The sequence below is a fragment of the Pseudomonas putida genome (genome assembly GCA_029953615.1).
Lineage (GTDB): Bacteria > Pseudomonadota > Gammaproteobacteria > Pseudomonadales > Pseudomonadaceae > Aquipseudomonas.
Genome location: CP124529.1, coordinates 1,511,680 through 1,526,444 on the forward strand (window position 1 = coordinate 1,511,680; position 14,765 = coordinate 1,526,444).

12 protein-coding genes and 1 pseudogene are annotated in these 14,765 nt (G+C 61.6%); 3 read left to right on the forward strand and 10 right to left on the reverse strand.

Features of this window, described 5'->3' with window-relative positions; genetic code table 11:
- Positions 1-37 precede the first annotated feature (37 nt).
- The 8 genes and pseudogenes from QIY50_06935 to grpE all read right to left on the reverse strand — a co-directional run bounded on the left by QIY50_06935 (position 38) and on the right by grpE (position 10,436).
- A complete protein-coding gene (locus QIY50_06935) occupies positions 38-478 on the reverse strand; it encodes an MFS transporter (protein ID WGV21930.1) in 441 nt (146 codons plus the stop codon).
- Entirely contained in the window at positions 456-938 is a 483-nt protein-coding gene (gene greA, locus QIY50_06940; protein ID WGV21931.1) for a transcription elongation factor GreA, read from the reverse strand. Before greA ends, QIY50_06935 begins: the two co-directional genes overlap by 23 nt.
- Entirely contained in the window at positions 935-4,156 is a 3,222-nt protein-coding gene (gene carB / locus QIY50_06945; GenBank protein WGV21932.1) for a carbamoyl-phosphate synthase large subunit, read from the reverse strand. Before carB ends, greA begins: the two co-directional genes overlap by 4 nt.
- 105 nt (positions 4,157-4,261) lie before the next feature.
- Positions 4,262-5,399: pseudogene (gene carA, locus QIY50_06950) on the reverse strand (glutamine-hydrolyzing carbamoyl-phosphate synthase small subunit).
- Positions 5,400-5,708: 309 nt separating this feature from the next.
- Positions 5,709-6,515 (reverse strand): 4-hydroxy-tetrahydrodipicolinate reductase, encoded by an 807-nt coding sequence (dapB, locus tag QIY50_06955; GenBank protein ID WGV21933.1) that lies wholly within the window; start codon positions 6,513-6,515, stop codon positions 5,709-5,711.
- A gap of 13 nt (positions 6,516-6,528) precedes the next feature.
- Positions 6,529-7,653, reverse strand: coding sequence for a molecular chaperone DnaJ (gene dnaJ / locus QIY50_06960; protein WGV21934.1), 1,125 nt, complete (start codon positions 7,651-7,653; stop codon positions 6,529-6,531).
- Positions 7,654-7,849: 196 nt separating this feature from the next.
- Positions 7,850-9,775 carry a molecular chaperone DnaK gene (dnaK, locus tag QIY50_06965; protein WGV21935.1) on the reverse strand — a complete coding sequence of 642 codons (1,926 nt, stop codon included), beginning with the start codon at positions 9,773-9,775 and terminating at the stop codon, positions 7,850-7,852.
- Positions 9,776-9,878: 103 nt separating this feature from the next.
- Positions 9,879-10,436 (reverse strand): nucleotide exchange factor GrpE, encoded by a 558-nt coding sequence (grpE, locus tag QIY50_06970; protein ID WGV21936.1) that lies wholly within the window; start codon positions 10,434-10,436, stop codon positions 9,879-9,881.
- A 191-nt stretch (positions 10,437-10,627) separates the two neighbouring features.
- Here grpE and recN point away from each other — a divergent pair, with 191 nt between their 5' ends.
- Positions 10,628-12,301, forward strand: a complete 1,674-nt coding sequence (gene recN, locus QIY50_06975) for a DNA repair protein RecN (GenBank protein ID WGV21937.1) — start codon at positions 10,628-10,630, stop codon at positions 12,299-12,301.
- 191 nt (positions 12,302-12,492) lie between these two features.
- Here recN and fur read toward each other — a convergent pair whose 3' ends face one another.
- Complete coding sequence (fur, locus tag QIY50_06980; GenBank protein ID WGV21938.1) at positions 12,493-12,897, reverse strand: ferric iron uptake transcriptional regulator; 405 nt, start codon at positions 12,895-12,897, stop codon at positions 12,493-12,495.
- 97 nt (positions 12,898-12,994) lie between these two features.
- Here fur and bamE point away from each other — a divergent pair, with 97 nt between their 5' ends.
- Positions 12,995-13,528 (forward strand): outer membrane protein assembly factor BamE, encoded by a 534-nt coding sequence (gene bamE / locus QIY50_06985; protein WGV21939.1) that lies wholly within the window; start codon positions 12,995-12,997, stop codon positions 13,526-13,528.
- Between the two features lie 63 nt (positions 13,529-13,591).
- Here bamE and QIY50_06990 read toward each other — a convergent pair whose 3' ends face one another.
- Positions 13,592-14,026 (reverse strand): type II toxin-antitoxin system RatA family toxin, encoded by a 435-nt coding sequence (locus tag QIY50_06990; protein ID WGV21940.1) that lies wholly within the window; start codon positions 14,024-14,026, stop codon positions 13,592-13,594.
- 163 nt (positions 14,027-14,189) lie between these two features.
- Here QIY50_06990 and smpB point away from each other — a divergent pair, with 163 nt between their 5' ends.
- Positions 14,190-14,672, forward strand: coding sequence for an SsrA-binding protein SmpB (gene smpB / locus QIY50_06995; protein ID WGV21941.1), 483 nt, complete (start codon positions 14,190-14,192; stop codon positions 14,670-14,672).
- The last annotated feature ends 93 nt before the right edge of the window (positions 14,673-14,765 follow it).

A 14,765-nucleotide genomic window follows, 5' to 3' on the forward strand; every position in this document is an offset into this window, starting at 1 on the left:
GATGGGCCGTGAAGCGGCCCCGGCGATTTCGTGCCGCTTAGCCTCGCGCCCTGACCGGAACCGGCTGGGCCACCAGCACAATCCCTGAAAAGCCCAGCACCAGGAAGCAGAACATCTGCCAGCGCTCGCCTACGGAAATACCGTAGCGCAGGGTGTAATACCCCACACAGGCGCCGAAGCCGAGCAACAGCATCTGGCCACGGAATTGCCGCCACCAGGCCGCCAGGCCGTCCACCCTTGCCAGCACTGCCAGCTGGGTCAACAAGCCAAGCAACGCCACGCCGATCAACCAGCGGTCGATCTGCCCGGCGATATCCTGCACCAGTAGCGGCGCCAGGCCACTGACCTTGAGCGCTGGCACCAGCCCCACGTGAAACACCCACAAGCCACCGACCCAGAAGACCTGGGCCAGTTGCCAGAGGATCCCTTCGAGGGATGGCGCCCGCAGGCGCCGGTCAGATGTGCTTGACTTCGACAATCTCGTACTCGACCGTACCGTTTGGCGTCTTCACGACAACGGTATCCCCTTCTTCCTTGCCAATGATGGCGCGGGCAATCGGAGCGCTGCTCGACAGCTTGCCTTTCTTCACGTCGGCTTCATCTTCGCCAACGATCTGGTAGGTCACTTCGTCATCGGTCTCGGTGTTGGCCAGCACCACGGTGGTGCCAAAAATCACCTTACCGGTGTGAGCGATGGTGGTCACGTCGATCACCACCGAGTTCTGCAGGCGGCCTTCGATATCGCGGATACGCGCCTCGACCATGCCCTGCTCTTCACGAGCAGCATGGTATTCGGCGTTTTCCTTCAGGTCACCCAGCTCGCGCGCTTCGCCAATGGCCTGGCTCAGGCGCGGGCGCTCGGTCTTGCTCAGGAACAGCAGCTCCTCTTCCAGGGCGCGAGCGCCCTGGACGGTCATCGGGTACTTGGTAATGCTCATGCTTTCAGTCCTGCATGCAGATCCTGCAGGCGGCGAACGGTCTTTTCCGGACCAAATTTCAGCGCCTCGCAGATGGCTTCACCGGCCGCAATGGTGGTGGTGCAGTAAATCTTGTGCTGCAGCGCATTGCGACGAATCGAGTAGGAATCGGCGATCGACTGGCGACCTTCGGTGGTGTTGATGATCAGCGACACTTCATCGTTCTTGATCATGTCGACCACGTGCGGACGACCTTCGGTCACCTTGTTCACACGGCGCACTTTCAGGCCAGCCGCTTCGATAACCTTGGCGGTGCCCGCAGTTGCAACCACTTCGAAGCCCAGGGCGATCAGGTCGCGGGCAACGCCAGCCACTTGCGGCTTGTCGTCGTCACGCACGCTGATGAACGCGGTACCGCCAGTCGGCAGCACTTCGCTGGCCCCCATCTGGGCCTTGGCGAAGGCTTCACCGAAGCTGTCGCCGACACCCATGACTTCACCGGTCGATTTCATCTCAGGGCCGAGGATCGGGTCAACCCCCGGGAACTTGGCGAACGGGAAGACGGCTTCCTTGACGCTGTAGAAGTTCGGGATGATTTCCTGGGTGAAGCCCAGTTCTTTCAGGGTTTTACCAGCCATGACGCGGGCCGCGATCATCGCCAGGGAGGTGCCGATGCACTTGGACACGAACGGCACGGTACGCGAGGCGCGCGGGTTGACTTCGATCACGTAGATCTTGTCGCCCTGCAGGGCCAGCTGTACGTTCATCAGGCCGACCACGCCCAGCTCCAGAGCCATTTTCCTGACCTGTACGCGGACTTCGTCCTGCACTTCCTTGCTCAGCGAGTAAGGTGGCAGCGAGCACGCGGAGTCACCGGAGTGAACGCCGGCCTGCTCGATGTGCTGCATGATCGCGCCGATTACCACGTCGGTGCCGTCGCACACCGCGTCCACGTCCATCTCGATGGCGCAGTTGAGGAAGTGGTCCAGCAGTACCGGGCTGTCGTTGGACACCTGCACAGCTTCACGCAGGTAGCGCTTGAGCTCATCCAGTTCGTAGACGATTTCCATGGCACGGCCGCCCAGCACGTAGGACGGACGCACAACCAGCGGGTAGCCGATGCCGCCAGCAGCGCTGATGGCTTCTTCTTCGCTGCGCACGGTAGCGTTTGGCGGCTGCAGCAGGTTCAGGCGCTGAACCATTTGCTGGAAGCGCTCGCGGTCTTCGGCGCGGTCAATGGCGTCCGGGCTGGTACCGATGATCGGTACGCCGGCTTCTTCCAGGGCACGCGCCAGTTTCAGCGGGGTCTGGCCGCCGTAGTGAACGATCACGCCCTTCGGCTTCTCGACGCGGCACACTTCCAGCACGTCTTCCAGGGTCAGCGGCTCGAAGTACAGGCGGTCGGAGGTATCGTAGTCGGTGGAGACGGTTTCCGGGTTGCAGTTGACCATGATGGTCTCGTAACCGTCTTCACGCAGCGCCAGTGCAGCGTGTACGCAGCAGTAGTCGAACTCGATACCCTGGCCGATACGGTTAGGGCCGCCACCCAGGATCATGATCTTGTCGCGGGTCGACGGGTTGGCCTCGCACTCTTCCTCGTAGGTGGAGTACAGGTAGGCAGTGTCGGTGGCGAACTCGGCAGCACAGGTGTCGACACGCTTGTACACCGGGAACACTTCCAGCTTGTGGCGGTGACGGCGCAGGTTCTTGTCGGTGATGCCCAGCAACTTGGCCAGACGCTGGTCAGAGAAGCCCTTGCGCTTGAGACGCAGCATGTAGTCCTTGTCGATCGACGACAGGGCCAGGGTCTTGACCTTCTCTTCTTCCTTGATCAGGTCTTCCATCTGCACCAGGAACCACATGTCGATGCCGGTCAGGTCGAAGATCTGCTCGCAGGTCATGCCGGCACGCATGGCGTCGGCCACGTACCAGATGCGCTCGGCGCCCGGTACCGTCAGCTCGCGCTTGAGGATGCTGCTGGCTTCAGGGTTGGCCAGGTCGACTTTCGGGTCGAGGCCGCAGGCACCGACTTCCAGGCCGCGCAGGGCTTTCTGCAGGGACTCCTGGAAGGTACGGCCGATGGCCATGACTTCACCCACGGATTTCATCTGGGTGGTCAGGCGGGCGTCGGCTTTCGGGAATTTTTCGAAGGCGAAACGCGGCAGCTTGGTGACGACGTAGTCGATAGACGGCTCGAAGGACGCCGGGGTACGGCCGCCGGTGATGTCATTCTGCAGTTCGTCGAGGGTGTAGCCGACAGCCAGCTTGGCAGCGATCTTGGCGATCGGGAAGCCGGTGGCCTTGGAGGCCAGCGCCGAGGAACGCGAAACGCGCGGGTTCATCTCGATCACGACCATGCGGCCAGTGTTCGGGCAGATACCGAACTGCACGTTGGAACCGCCGGTTTCAACACCGATTTCACGCAGCACCGCCAGCGAGGCGTTGCGCATGATCTGGTATTCCTTGTCGGTCAGGGTCTGCGCCGGGGCAACGGTGATCGAGTCACCGGTGTGCACGCCCATCGGGTCGAAGTTCTCGATCGAGCAGACGATGATGCAGTTGTCCTTCTTGTCGCGGACCACCTCCATCTCGTATTCCTTCCAGCCGATCAGCGATTCGTCGATCAGCAGTTCCTTGGTCGGCGACAGGTCCAGGCCACGGGCGCAGATTTCTTCGAATTCTTCACGGTTGTAGGCGATACCACCACCGGTGCCGCCCATGGTGAACGACGGACGGATGATGCACGGGAAGCCCAGGCGCTCGAGGACGGCGTTGGCCTCCTCCATGCTATGGGCGATACCGGAGCGCGGGCACTCCAGGCCGATGTCCTTCATCGCCTTGTCGAAGCGCGAACGGTCTTCGGCCTTGTCGATGGTATCGGCGTTGGCACCGATCATTTCCACGCCGAACTTTTCCAGGACGCCGTGGCGCTCCAGGTCCAGGGCGCAGTTCAGTGCAGTCTGGCCACCCATGGTCGGCAGCAGTGCGTCCGGGCGCTCTTTCTCGATGATCTTGGCCACCGACTGCCACTTGATCGGCTCGATGTAGGTGGCGTCGGCCATGGCCGGGTCGGTCATGATGGTGGCCGGGTTGGAGTTCACCAGGATGACGCGGAAACCTTCCTCGCGCAGGGCTTTACAGGCCTGGGCGCCGGAGTAGTCGAATTCGCAGGCCTGGCCGATCACGATCGGGCCAGCGCCGAGAATCAGGATGCTTTTGATGTCTGTACGTTTTGGCATGGTTGTCACTCAAATCCGGGGTCAGTCGGCAAGCCGCTTTGAACAATCTGGGTCAGGCGCTTCCGGGCGCGGCGCAAGCCGGCCCGGGGCCTTGAAGCAGGATGCTCAGCGGCGCTTGGCCATGGCATCGATGAAACGATCGAACAGTGGCGCGACGTCGGTCGGGCCTGGGCTCGCTTCAGGGTGGCCCTGGAAGCTGAACGCGCTCTTGTCGGTACGCTCGATCCCCTGCAGGGTGCCGTCGAACAGCGACTTGTGGATGGCGCGGACGTTGCCCGGCAGGGTGGCCTCGTCAACGGCAAAGCCGTGGTTCTGGCTGGTGATCATGACCACACCGGTGTCCAGGTCCTGGACCGGGTGGTTGGCACCGTGGTGGCCGTGGCCCATTTTCACGGTCTTGGCGCCGGAAGCCAGGGCCAGCAGCTGGTGGCCGAGGCAGATGCCGAATACCGGGATCTCGGTCTCGAGGATGTCCTTGATCGCCTGGATGGCATAGTCGCACGGCTCGGGGTCACCAGGGCCGTTGGACAGGAACACGCCGTCCGGGTTGAGTGCCAGCACTTCGCTGGCCGGGGTCTGGGCCGGCACCACGGTCACGCGGCAGCCACGGGCAACCAGCATGCGCAGGATGTTCAGCTTGACGCCGTAGTCGAAGGCCACCACGTGGTATGGCAGATCAGCGGCTTCGATGGTCGGGTGGCTGTCGGTCTTCAGTTCCCACACGCTGGAGCGCCACTCGTAGCGTTCCTTGGTGGAAACGACCTTGGCCAGGTCCATGCCCTTCAGGCCCGGGAAGGCGCGTGCAGCGGCGATGGCGGCTTCTTCACTGATGTTGTCACCGGCGAGGATGCAACCGTTCTGAGCGCCCTTTTCACGCAGGATTCGGGTCAGGCGACGGGTGTCGATGCCGGCAATGGCGACGACGTTGTTGGCCTTGAGGTACTCAGGCAGCGACTGGGTGTTGCGCCAGTTGCTGGCCAGCAGCGGCAGGTCACGGATGACCAGGCCAGCGGACCAGACACGGTTCGACTCGGCGTCTTCCGGGGTAGTACCGGTATTGCCGATGTGCGGGTAGGTCAGGGTAACGATTTGCTGCGCGTAGGAAGGGTCTGTAAGGATTTCCTGGTAGCCGGTCATAGCGGTGTTGAATACCACCTCACCNAACGGTCTGACCGTCGGCACCGATAGCTTCACCGCGGAAAATACTGCCGTCGGCAAGGGCGAGTATGGCTGGCTTTGTCAAGAAGACCTCCCGTAAATCAAGCATGAAAGGGCGATCGCAGGTTGCAAAAAAGCGGAGTGACGTATGGACACGTCACCCCGCTTTCATGTGCTGAATTCAATTCGCTGCGCGCTTTTAGTGGACACACTAAAGCTGTAGCTTACAGAAAAGTGCGTTTTCGGTCTACCGCAGATGTGTCTCTAAAACATATCAATGCGACAGGCTGACATCGGTGCTGGCTTCTTCGCGGGCTTGCCCGCTCCCACACGGATTGTGAAGCTCCTGTGGGAGCGGGCAAGCCCGCGAAGAAGCCAGCACCACTCCAACGGCTCAGCGCAGTTCGAGCACATCCTGCATGTCATACAGCCCAGGCTCGCGCCCGTCCAGCCACAGCGCCGCACGCACGGCCCCCTTGGCAAAGGTCATGCGACTGGAGGCCTTGTGGGTAATCTCGACGCGCTCGCCTTCGGCGGCGAACAACACGGTATGGTCACCCACCACATCACCGGCACGCACGGTGGCGAAGCCGATAGTCTGACGCTCACGCGCACCGGTCTGCCCTTCGCGGCCATACACGGCCACTTCCTGCAGGTTGCGACCCAGCGCCTGGGCAACCACCTCCCCCATGCGCAGCGCAGTGCCGGACGGCGCATCGACCTTGTGCCGGTGGTGCGCTTCGAGAATTTCGATATCCACATCGTCACCCAGCACGCGCGCCGCGGTATCCAGCAGCTTCAGGCACAGGTTGACGCCGACGCTGAAGTTGGCGGCGAAGACGATCGGGATTTCCTTGCCTGCTTCGGCCAGTTGCTGCTTCTCTTCCGGAGTGAAGCCCGTGGTACCGATGACCATGGCCTTGCCTGCCTTGCGGCAGAACGCCAGGTTCTTCAGGGTCACCGAAGGGTGAGTGAAGTCGATCAGCACGTCGAACTCGTCGACCACCTTGGCCAGGTCGTCGGAAATCGGCACACCGATACGGCCCAGGGCCGCCAGCTCACCGGCATCAGCCCCCACCAGCGAGCTGTCCGGGCGGTCGATCGCCGCCGTCAGGCCCGCCTGCGGGGCCTGTTGCTGCACGGCTTCGACGAGGGTCTTGCCCATTCGCCCTGCCGCGCCCATCACTGCAATACGTCGCATAGCCATTTCCTTGTCAGAGATCGCCGAAGAAGCGCTTCACGCCATCGAACCAGCCATTGGCCTTGGGCGAGTGGGAGCTGTCGCCTTCCAGCGAATCACGCAGCTCTTCGAGCAGCTCGCGCTGGCGGCGGCTGAGGTTGACCGGGGTTTCCACCGCCACACGACACAGCAGGTCACCGGCACCACCACCACGCACCGGGGCAACACCCTTGCCACGCAGACGGAACTGCTTGCCGGTCTGGGTGCCTTCCGGGATCTTCAGCTTCACCCGGCCATCGAGGGTCGGCACTTCCAGCTCGCCGCCCAGGGCGGCATCGGTGTAGCTGATCGGCACTTCGCAGTACAGGTGCTTGCCATCACGCTGGAAGATCTCGTGCTCGCGCACGTTGATCACCACGTACAGGTCGCCAGTCGGGCCACCATGGGTACCGGCCTCGCCCTCGCCCGACAAACGGATGCGGTCGCCGGTATCGACACCGGCCGGCACCTTGACCGACAGCGTCTTGTATTCCTCGACACGGCCTTCGCCATGGCACGAGGTGCAGGGGTCGGTAATGATCTTGCCCTGGCCATGGCAGCGCGGGCAGGTTTGCTGCACCGAGAAGAAACCCTGCTGCATGCGCACTTGGCCAATACCACCGCAAGTCGGGCAGGTGGACGGGGTCGAGCCCTTCTTGGCACCGGAGCCGTCGCACGGCTGGCAGTTGACCAGCGTGGGCACGCGAATGCTGACCGTGGTGCCACGCACTGCTTCTTCCAGGTTGAGTTCCAGGGTGTAGCGCAGGTCGCTGCCACGCTGGGCGCCGCCACGCGAACCACCGCGACCGCCACCGAAGAAGTCGCTGAACACATCGCCGAAGATGTCGGAGAAGTTGGCACCGCCGAAACCGGCACCACCGCCACCCATGCTCGGGTCCACACCCGCATGACCGTACTGGTCGAACGCCGCACGCTTGCTGGCGTCAGACAGCACTTCGTAGGCCTCGTTGGCCTCCTTGAACTTGTCTTCCGACTCTTTGTCGCCCGGGTTGCGGTCCGGATGGTACTTCATCGCCAGGCGACGGTAAGCCTTCTTGAGGTCTGATTCGCTGGCGCCGCGCTCGACACCCAGTACCTCATAATAATCACGCTTGGACATAGGTCATTTGCACCTTGTTGGGCGTCTGGCATCTACGCCGCGCCATCAGCACCTGCCTTTGCCCACAGGGCCACTGACAGATGCTGTAAAAATTCTCGAATTCCAGATACGCCAACGCGGGAGCAAGCCCCCGCGCGGTGACATCCTACCAGCTCACCGCCAAACGGCGGTGAACCGGCCGACAACATGCAGGGATTTACTGCTTGTTGTTGTCTTTCACTTCTTCGAACTCGGCGTCAACCACGTCATCGTGCTTGGCTTCCGGCTCGGCCTGCTGGGCGCCACCCTGAGGCTGTTCGGCCGACTGCTCGGCGTACATCTTCTGGGCAACCGGTGCCGAAACCTTGGACAGCTCTTCGACCTTGGCGTCGATGGCAGCCTTGTCGTCGCCTTTGACAGCAGCTTCCAGGGCAACAACGGCAGCCTCGATGGCGGTTTTCTCTTCCGCGGTAACCTTGTCACCGGCGTCAGCGACCATCTTGCGAGTCGAGTGAACCAGCGCGTCACCCTGGTTACGGGCAGCGGCCAGCTCTTCGAACTTGCGGTCTTCCTCGGCGTTGGCCTCGGCGTCACGCACCATGCGCTCGATTTCTTCGTCCGACAGGCCGGAGTTGGCCTTGATCACGATCGACTGCGACTTGCCGGTGGCTTTGTCCTTGGCGCTGACGTGCAGGATGCCGTTGGCGTCGATGTCGAAGGTTACTTCGATCTGCGGCACACCACGTGGTGCTGGCGGAATGTCAGCCAGGTCGAACTTGCCCAGCGACTTGTTCTGGGCAGCCTGCTTGCGCTCACCCTGCAACACGTGAATGGTCACGGCGCCCTGGTTGTCGTCGGCAGTCGAGAACACCTGCGACTTCTTGGTCGGGATGGTGGTGTTCTTCTCGATCAGCGAAGTCATCACGCCACCCATGGTTTCGATACCCAGGGTCAGCGGGCTGACGTCCAGCAGCAGTACGTCTTTCACGTCACCGGCCAGCACGGCGCCCTGGATGGCAGCACCCATGGCCACGGCTTCGTCCGGGTTGACGTCCTTGCGGGCTTCTTTACCGAAGAAGTCGGCAACGGCTTTCTGTACCAGCGGCATACGGGTCTGGCCACCAACCAGAATCACGTCGTCGATCTTGCTGGCATCGATGCCGGCGTCCTTCAGCGCGATGCGGCAAGGCTCGATGGTACGGGCAACCAGGTCTTCGACCAGCGATTCCAGCTTGGCGCGGGAAATCTTCACGTTCAGGTGCTTCGGACCGGTAGCGTCTGCAGTGATGTACGGCAGGTTCACGTCGGTCGACTGAGCGGAGGACAGTTCGATCTTGGCCTTTTCAGCGGCTTCTTTCAGACGCTGCAGTGCCAGCGGATCGTTCTTCAGGTCCATGCCGGACTCTTTCTTGAACTCGTCGACGAGATAGTCGATCAGGCGCATGTCGAAGTCTTCGCCACCCAGGAAGGTGTCGCCGTTGGTAGCCAGTACTTCGAACTGGTGCTCACCGTCGACTTCGGCGATTTCGATGACCGAAACGTCGAAGGTACCGCCACCCAGGTCATAAACGATGACAGTGTGATCGCCCTTGGCTTTGTCCATGCCATAAGCCAGTGCAGCGGCAGTCGGCTCGTTGATGATGCGTTTCACGTCCAGGCCAGCGATGCGACCGGCATCCTTGGTAGCCTGGCGCTGGCTGTCGTTGAAGTACGCCGGAACGGTGATGACCGCTTCGGTCACTGGCTCGCCGAGGTAGTCTTCGGCGGTCTTCTTCATTTTCTTCAGGACTTCGGCGCTGATTTGCGGCGGCGCCATGTCTTTGCCACTGGCCTGTACCCAGGCGTCGCCGTTGCCGGCCTTGACGATCTTGTAAGGCACCAGCTTGATGTCTTTCTGCACGACGTCTTCTTCGAAGCGGCGGCCGATCAGGCGTTTCACTGCGAACAGGGTGTTGTGCGGGTTGGTGACAGCCTGGCGCTTGGCCGACTGACCGACCAGGATTTCGCCGTCGTTGGCGTAGGCCACGATCGAAGGGGTAGTACGCGCGCCTTCGGCGTTTTCAATGACCTTGACGTTACCGTTTTCCAGAACGGAGACGCACGAGTTGGTGGTCCCCAGGTCGATACCGATGATTTTGCCCATGTTTGACTCTCCCGAAACTTTGAATTTGGTAGCAGCGACTACTTTGGCCAACTGCGGTAATACTTGAACGCTTGACACCTAGATGGGGATGCCCCGGAGGATTTCAAGCCTTCTCATTGATCGAGGGTTGTGGCGCGCTCGGCGCCTTGCTGACCACCACCATGGCGGGGCGCAGCAGGCGGCCATTGAGCAGGTAGCCCTTCTGGAACACGTTCAGCACGCTGTTCGGCTCTACCTCGGCGTTTTCCTGCATGGCCATCGCCTGGTGGTGCTCAGGGTTGAACGGCTGGCCATGCGGGTCGACCGCTTCGAGGTTGTAGCGCTTGAGGGTGTCCTGGAACATCTTCAGGGTCAGCTCGACACCTTCACGGATCTGCTTGACGTGCTCGTCTTCCGCGCTGGAGTGAGCCAGGGCCAGCTCCAGGCTGTCGATCACCGGCAGCAGGTCGCTGGAGAATTTCTCCAGGGCAAACTTGTGGGCTTTCTCGACATCCTGTTCGGCGCGACGACGCACGTTCTGCAAGTCGGCTACGGCGCGCAGCGACTGGTCCTTGGCAGCGGCCAGCTGTTCCTCGAGTTCCAGAACACGGGCATCAGCAGCGGGTTCTGCACCGGTTTCTTCAACGTTAAGGTCTTTTTCGTTCAGCTGTTCGTCAGCCATGGGGTCTCTCCTGCGCAATTTTGTGGACTGCGAGCCAGGCTCGCCTTGGATGTCGGCTATATGGGGCCGAAAAAAACAGCTTCAAGGGGCAAGGTGGTTTTCCCGGCTGCAACAGAATCTGCCAGGGGGCATTGGCAGGCCTGAAAAAAGTACTGTATAAATAACCAGATCTGACTTTCGGGAGCCGCCCCATGCTGGTGCACCTGTCCATACACAACTACGCCATCGTCGAGCACCTCGACCTCGAAATCGCCCGCGGCATGTCCGTCATCACCGGCGAGACCGGTGCCGGCAAGTCGATCATGCTCGACGCCCTCGGCCTGGCATTGGGCGACCGGGCCGACAGCGGCGTGGTGCGTCCCGGCACGGACAAGGCAGACATCCTCGCCACCTTCGATCTGGTGGACATTCCCGAGGCGCATGCCTGGCTGGCCGAGCGCGACCTGGACAACGACGGCCTGTGCATCCTGCGCCGGGTGATCACCGCCGAAGGCCGCAGCCGCGGCTATATCAATGGCACGCCATGCCCGCTCGGCGACCTCAAGGCGCTGGGCGAGCTGCTGATCGATATCCATAGCCAGCATGAGCACCAGTCGCTACTCAAGACCGACACCCACCGTCGCCTGCTCGACGAGTACGCCGGCGCCGTCGACCTGGCCCGCCAGGTACAGTTGGCGGCCAAGCGCTGGAACCAGACCCGCCTGGAGCTGGAGCGCCTGGCCAACTCCGGCGATGAGCAGCGCGCCCGCCATCAGCTGCTGAGCTACCAGCTGGAGGAACTGGACAATCTTGGCCTGGGCGAACACGAGCTGGAGCAGCTGGAGCAGGAACACAAGAACCTGACCAGCGCCGAAGCCCTGTTCGGCATCTGCCGCCAGGTCATCGACCAGTGCAGCGAAAGCGATTCTGGCAATGTGCTCAGCGCCCTCACCTCCAGCCTCAACCGCCTGGGTGCCGCCACCAATTCGCCAAAGGCACTGGGCGAAGCGGCCAACCTGATCGCCAGTGCGCAGATCCAGGTCGAGGAAGCCGTAGGCGAACTCAACCGTTTCCTCGACAACTTCGACGCCGACCCCATGCGTCTGCAGGCATTGGAAGAACGCCTCGACACTATCTACACGCTGGCGCGCAAACACCGGGTGCACCCTACCGAGCTGCCCCATCTGCAGCAGCAGTTGATGGAAGAGCTGGAGGGCCTGAACGCCAGTGACGAGTCGATCGAGCGCCTGGGTGAGGAGCTGGCCGCTTTCGCCCAGCACTATAAAGAAAAGGCTCGCGAACTCAGCGCACTGCGCCAGCAGGCCGCCCAGCAACTGGCGGTGGCCGTCGAGCAGGAGATCCAGCGCCTGGGCATGCCCGGGGGGCGCTTCTGCATCGCCCTTACCCCCAATGAGGGAGCAGACCTTTCCCCTCATGGCCTGGAGCAGATCGAGCTACTGGTCAGCGCCAACCCCGGCCAACCGCTCAAGGGCCTGGCCAAGGTGGCTTCAGGTGGCGAACTGTCGCGCATCAGCCTGGCAATCCAGGTGATTACCGCGCAGACCTCGCGCATTCCCACCCTGGTGTTCGACGAAGTCGACGTCGGTATCGGCGGGCCTACTGCCGAAATCGTCGGCCAATTGCTGCGCCGCCTGGGCGAACGTGGCCAGGTGCTGACCGTGACCCACCTGCCGCAGGTGGCGGCACAGGGGCATCACCACCTGTTCGTGCACAAGGTGCGCAACAGCGACACCACCCACACTGCCGTGGCCAGCCTGGGCAAGCGCGAGCGGGTCGAAGAGGTGGCGCGGATGCTGGGCGGCATCGACCTGACCAAGGAATCCCTGGCCCATGCGCGCAAGATGGTGGTTAGCGGCAAGGCCTGAGCCCTCATTTTTCAGGACAATTCGCGGGCACGCCCGCTCCCACAGGATATTCACCGGATCTGAAATCTGTAGCGTACCTGTGGGAGCGGGCGCGCCCGCGAAGGGGCCAGCGCCGACAACACATCTTCCAGCCCCAGAAAGCACAAAGGCGACCCGAAGGTCGCCTTTGTCATTCATAACGATAAAAATCGTTACTTCTTTTTACGTACGTACAGGACCAGATTGTGGTCCACCAGCTCGTAGCCATGCTCGGCCACGATCTCACGCTGGCGCTTCTCGATCTCGGCATCCATGAACTCGATGACTTCACTGGTCTCCACGTTGACCATATGGTCGTGGTGACCGCCATCGGCCAGTTCGAACACCGCATGACCGCCGTCGAAGTTGTGGCGAACCACCAGACCCGCCGCTTCGAACTGGGTCAGTACGCGATAGACGGTGGCCAGGCCCACATCCTCGCCAGCCTCCATCAGCGCCTTGTAAACATCCTCGGCGCTCATGTGACGCTGCTCTGTGGAGTCGAGCATCTGAAGGATCTTGACTCGAGGCAGGGTCACCTTGAGACCGGCTTTGCGCAATTCGCTATTTTCAACCATGGTCAGCTTTCTCGCCGATGCTGCTTCGCAGCTTCTCTTAATACGGGTATGATCGGGGTTTACGTTGTCCAGCCAAGATAGTGGAAGTCGCCCACCGATGCAAAACACCAAGCTCTTGCTAACCAGCCTCACCCTAGTGGGACTGCTCGCACTCGCCGGTTGCTCGTTTCCCGGGGTTTACAAAATCGACATCCAGCAGGGCAATGTCGTTACGCAAGACATGATAGACCAATTGCGCCCCGGAATGACCCGCCGGCAAGTAAGGTTTATCATGGGCAATCCGCTGATCCAGGACACCTTCAACACCAACCGTTGGGATTACCTGTACAGCCTGCAGCCAGGCGGCGGCAAACGTCAGCAAGAACGCATGAGCGTGTTCTTCAACGAAAGCGACCAGTTGGTCAGCCTGTCTGGCGACTTCATGCCAGGCGTCAGCCGCGACCAGGAAATCCTCGGTGGCAGCGGCGACACCACGGTCAGCCCGGCCAACCAGCCTGAGCAGCCAACCGTGCAGCCTGAAGAAAAACCGGCCAAGCCAGGCTCGGTGGAAGAATCCATCCAGCGTGAGATCGACACTATCGAGACCACCCCGGTCCCGACGCCGGCCCCGCTGGAAACCTCGCCTCAATAAGCGGCGAGCAGATACAAAAAAGCCCGGACCTGGTCCGGGCTTTTTTTGTTGCCGTTTTTTCAATCAGGCATTCAGCTGCTTGGCGCGCTGGCAGAACGCATCCACCAGCGTATTGGCCGCCTGGTTGAACAGCGGCCCCAGGGTTGCGCGCACCAGCGGCCCCGCGTAGTCGAACGACAGGTCGAGGCTGATCTTGCAGGCTTTGTCACCCAACGGTTTGAACACCCACAAGCCATGCAGCTGGGTGAAAGGCCCCTCTTCCAGGTTCATCTCGATGGACTGCCCCGGCACCAGCACGTTGCGCGTAACGAAGTGCTGGCTCATGCCACCCTTGGCCACTTCGAGCTTGGCGCGCATGTGCGTGTCGTTGGCTTCCAGTACCGTGGAATCGGAGCACCAAGGCAGAAATTCCGGGTAGCTGGCGACATCATTGACCAGGTCATACAGCGCCTGGGCGGGGTATGGCAGCAGGGCGGAGCGTTGAATATGGGTAGTCATCCAGGCGTCACTTCCAGGGCTGGGTGGCGTTGCTTCGCAGCGCGCCGAAAACATTTTCTGTAGCTATGACAGCGCCGGTATTGTCCGGTATTCATTGCAGTGGCTCAAGCACACCGAAATCCCATAGCGGACGACGCACCGACTTGCCTATAATGCCGCCCCTATGGCTAAGCAAAAAAAACATCCGACCGGGACCATCGCGCAAAACAAGAAAGCGCGACACGATTACTTCATCGAACACAAGTTCGAGGCCGGGCTGGTCCTGTCCGGCTGGGAAGTAAAAAGCCTGCGAGCCGGCAAGGCGCACCTGACTGACAGCTACGTGCTGCTGAAGGACGGTGAGGCCTGGCTGTTCGGCAGCCACATCACCCCGCTGACCACGGCCAGCACCCACGTCATCGCCGACCCCATTCGCACCCGCAAGCTGCTGCTGAACAAGCGCGAGCTCGAGCGCCTGGAAGCGGCCGTGGCGCAAAAGGGTTACACCTGCGTGGCCCTGGCGCTGTACTGGAGCAAGCACCTGATCAAGTGCGAAATTGCACTGGGCAAGGGCAAGAAGGAATTCGACAAGCGCGACACCATGCGCGAGCGTGATTCCAACCGCGAGCTGCAGCGGGCTGTGCGGAACAAGGGCAAAGAAGAGTAATAACTCCTTAGCCTGTTCCGGCCTCTTCGCGGGCTCGCCCGCTCCCACAGGTATCGCGCCACTTTCAGGCTCGGCGCATATCCTGTGGGAGCG

Coding starts and splice junctions, on each gene's coding strand:
- greA (WGV21931.1), bottom strand. CDS start 938: ATGAGCATTACCAAGTACCCGATGACCGTCCAGGGCGCTCGCGCCCTG.
- carB (WGV21932.1), bottom strand. CDS start 4,156: ATGCCAAAACGTACAGACATCAAAAGCATCCTGATTCTCGGCGCTGGC.
- dapB (WGV21933.1), bottom strand. CDS start 6,515: ATGCGACGTATTGCAGTGATGGGCGCGGCAGGGCGAATGGGCAAGACC.
- dnaJ (WGV21934.1), bottom strand. CDS start 7,653: ATGTCCAAGCGTGATTATTATGAGGTACTGGGTGTCGAGCGCGGCGCC.
- dnaK (WGV21935.1), bottom strand. CDS start 9,775: ATGGGCAAAATCATCGGTATCGACCTGGGGACCACCAACTCGTGCGTC.
- grpE (WGV21936.1), bottom strand. CDS start 10,436: ATGGCTGACGAACAGCTGAACGAAAAAGACCTTAACGTTGAAGAAACC.
- recN (WGV21937.1), top strand. CDS start 10,628: ATGCTGGTGCACCTGTCCATACACAACTACGCCATCGTCGAGCACCTC.
- fur (WGV21938.1), bottom strand. CDS start 12,897: ATGGTTGAAAATAGCGAATTGCGCAAAGCCGGTCTCAAGGTGACCCTG.
- bamE (WGV21939.1), top strand. CDS start 12,995: ATGCAAAACACCAAGCTCTTGCTAACCAGCCTCACCCTAGTGGGACTG.
- QIY50_06990 (WGV21940.1), bottom strand. CDS start 14,026: ATGACTACCCATATTCAACGCTCCGCCCTGCTGCCATACCCCGCCCAG.
- smpB (WGV21941.1), top strand. CDS start 14,190: ATGGCTAAGCAAAAAAAACATCCGACCGGGACCATCGCGCAAAACAAG.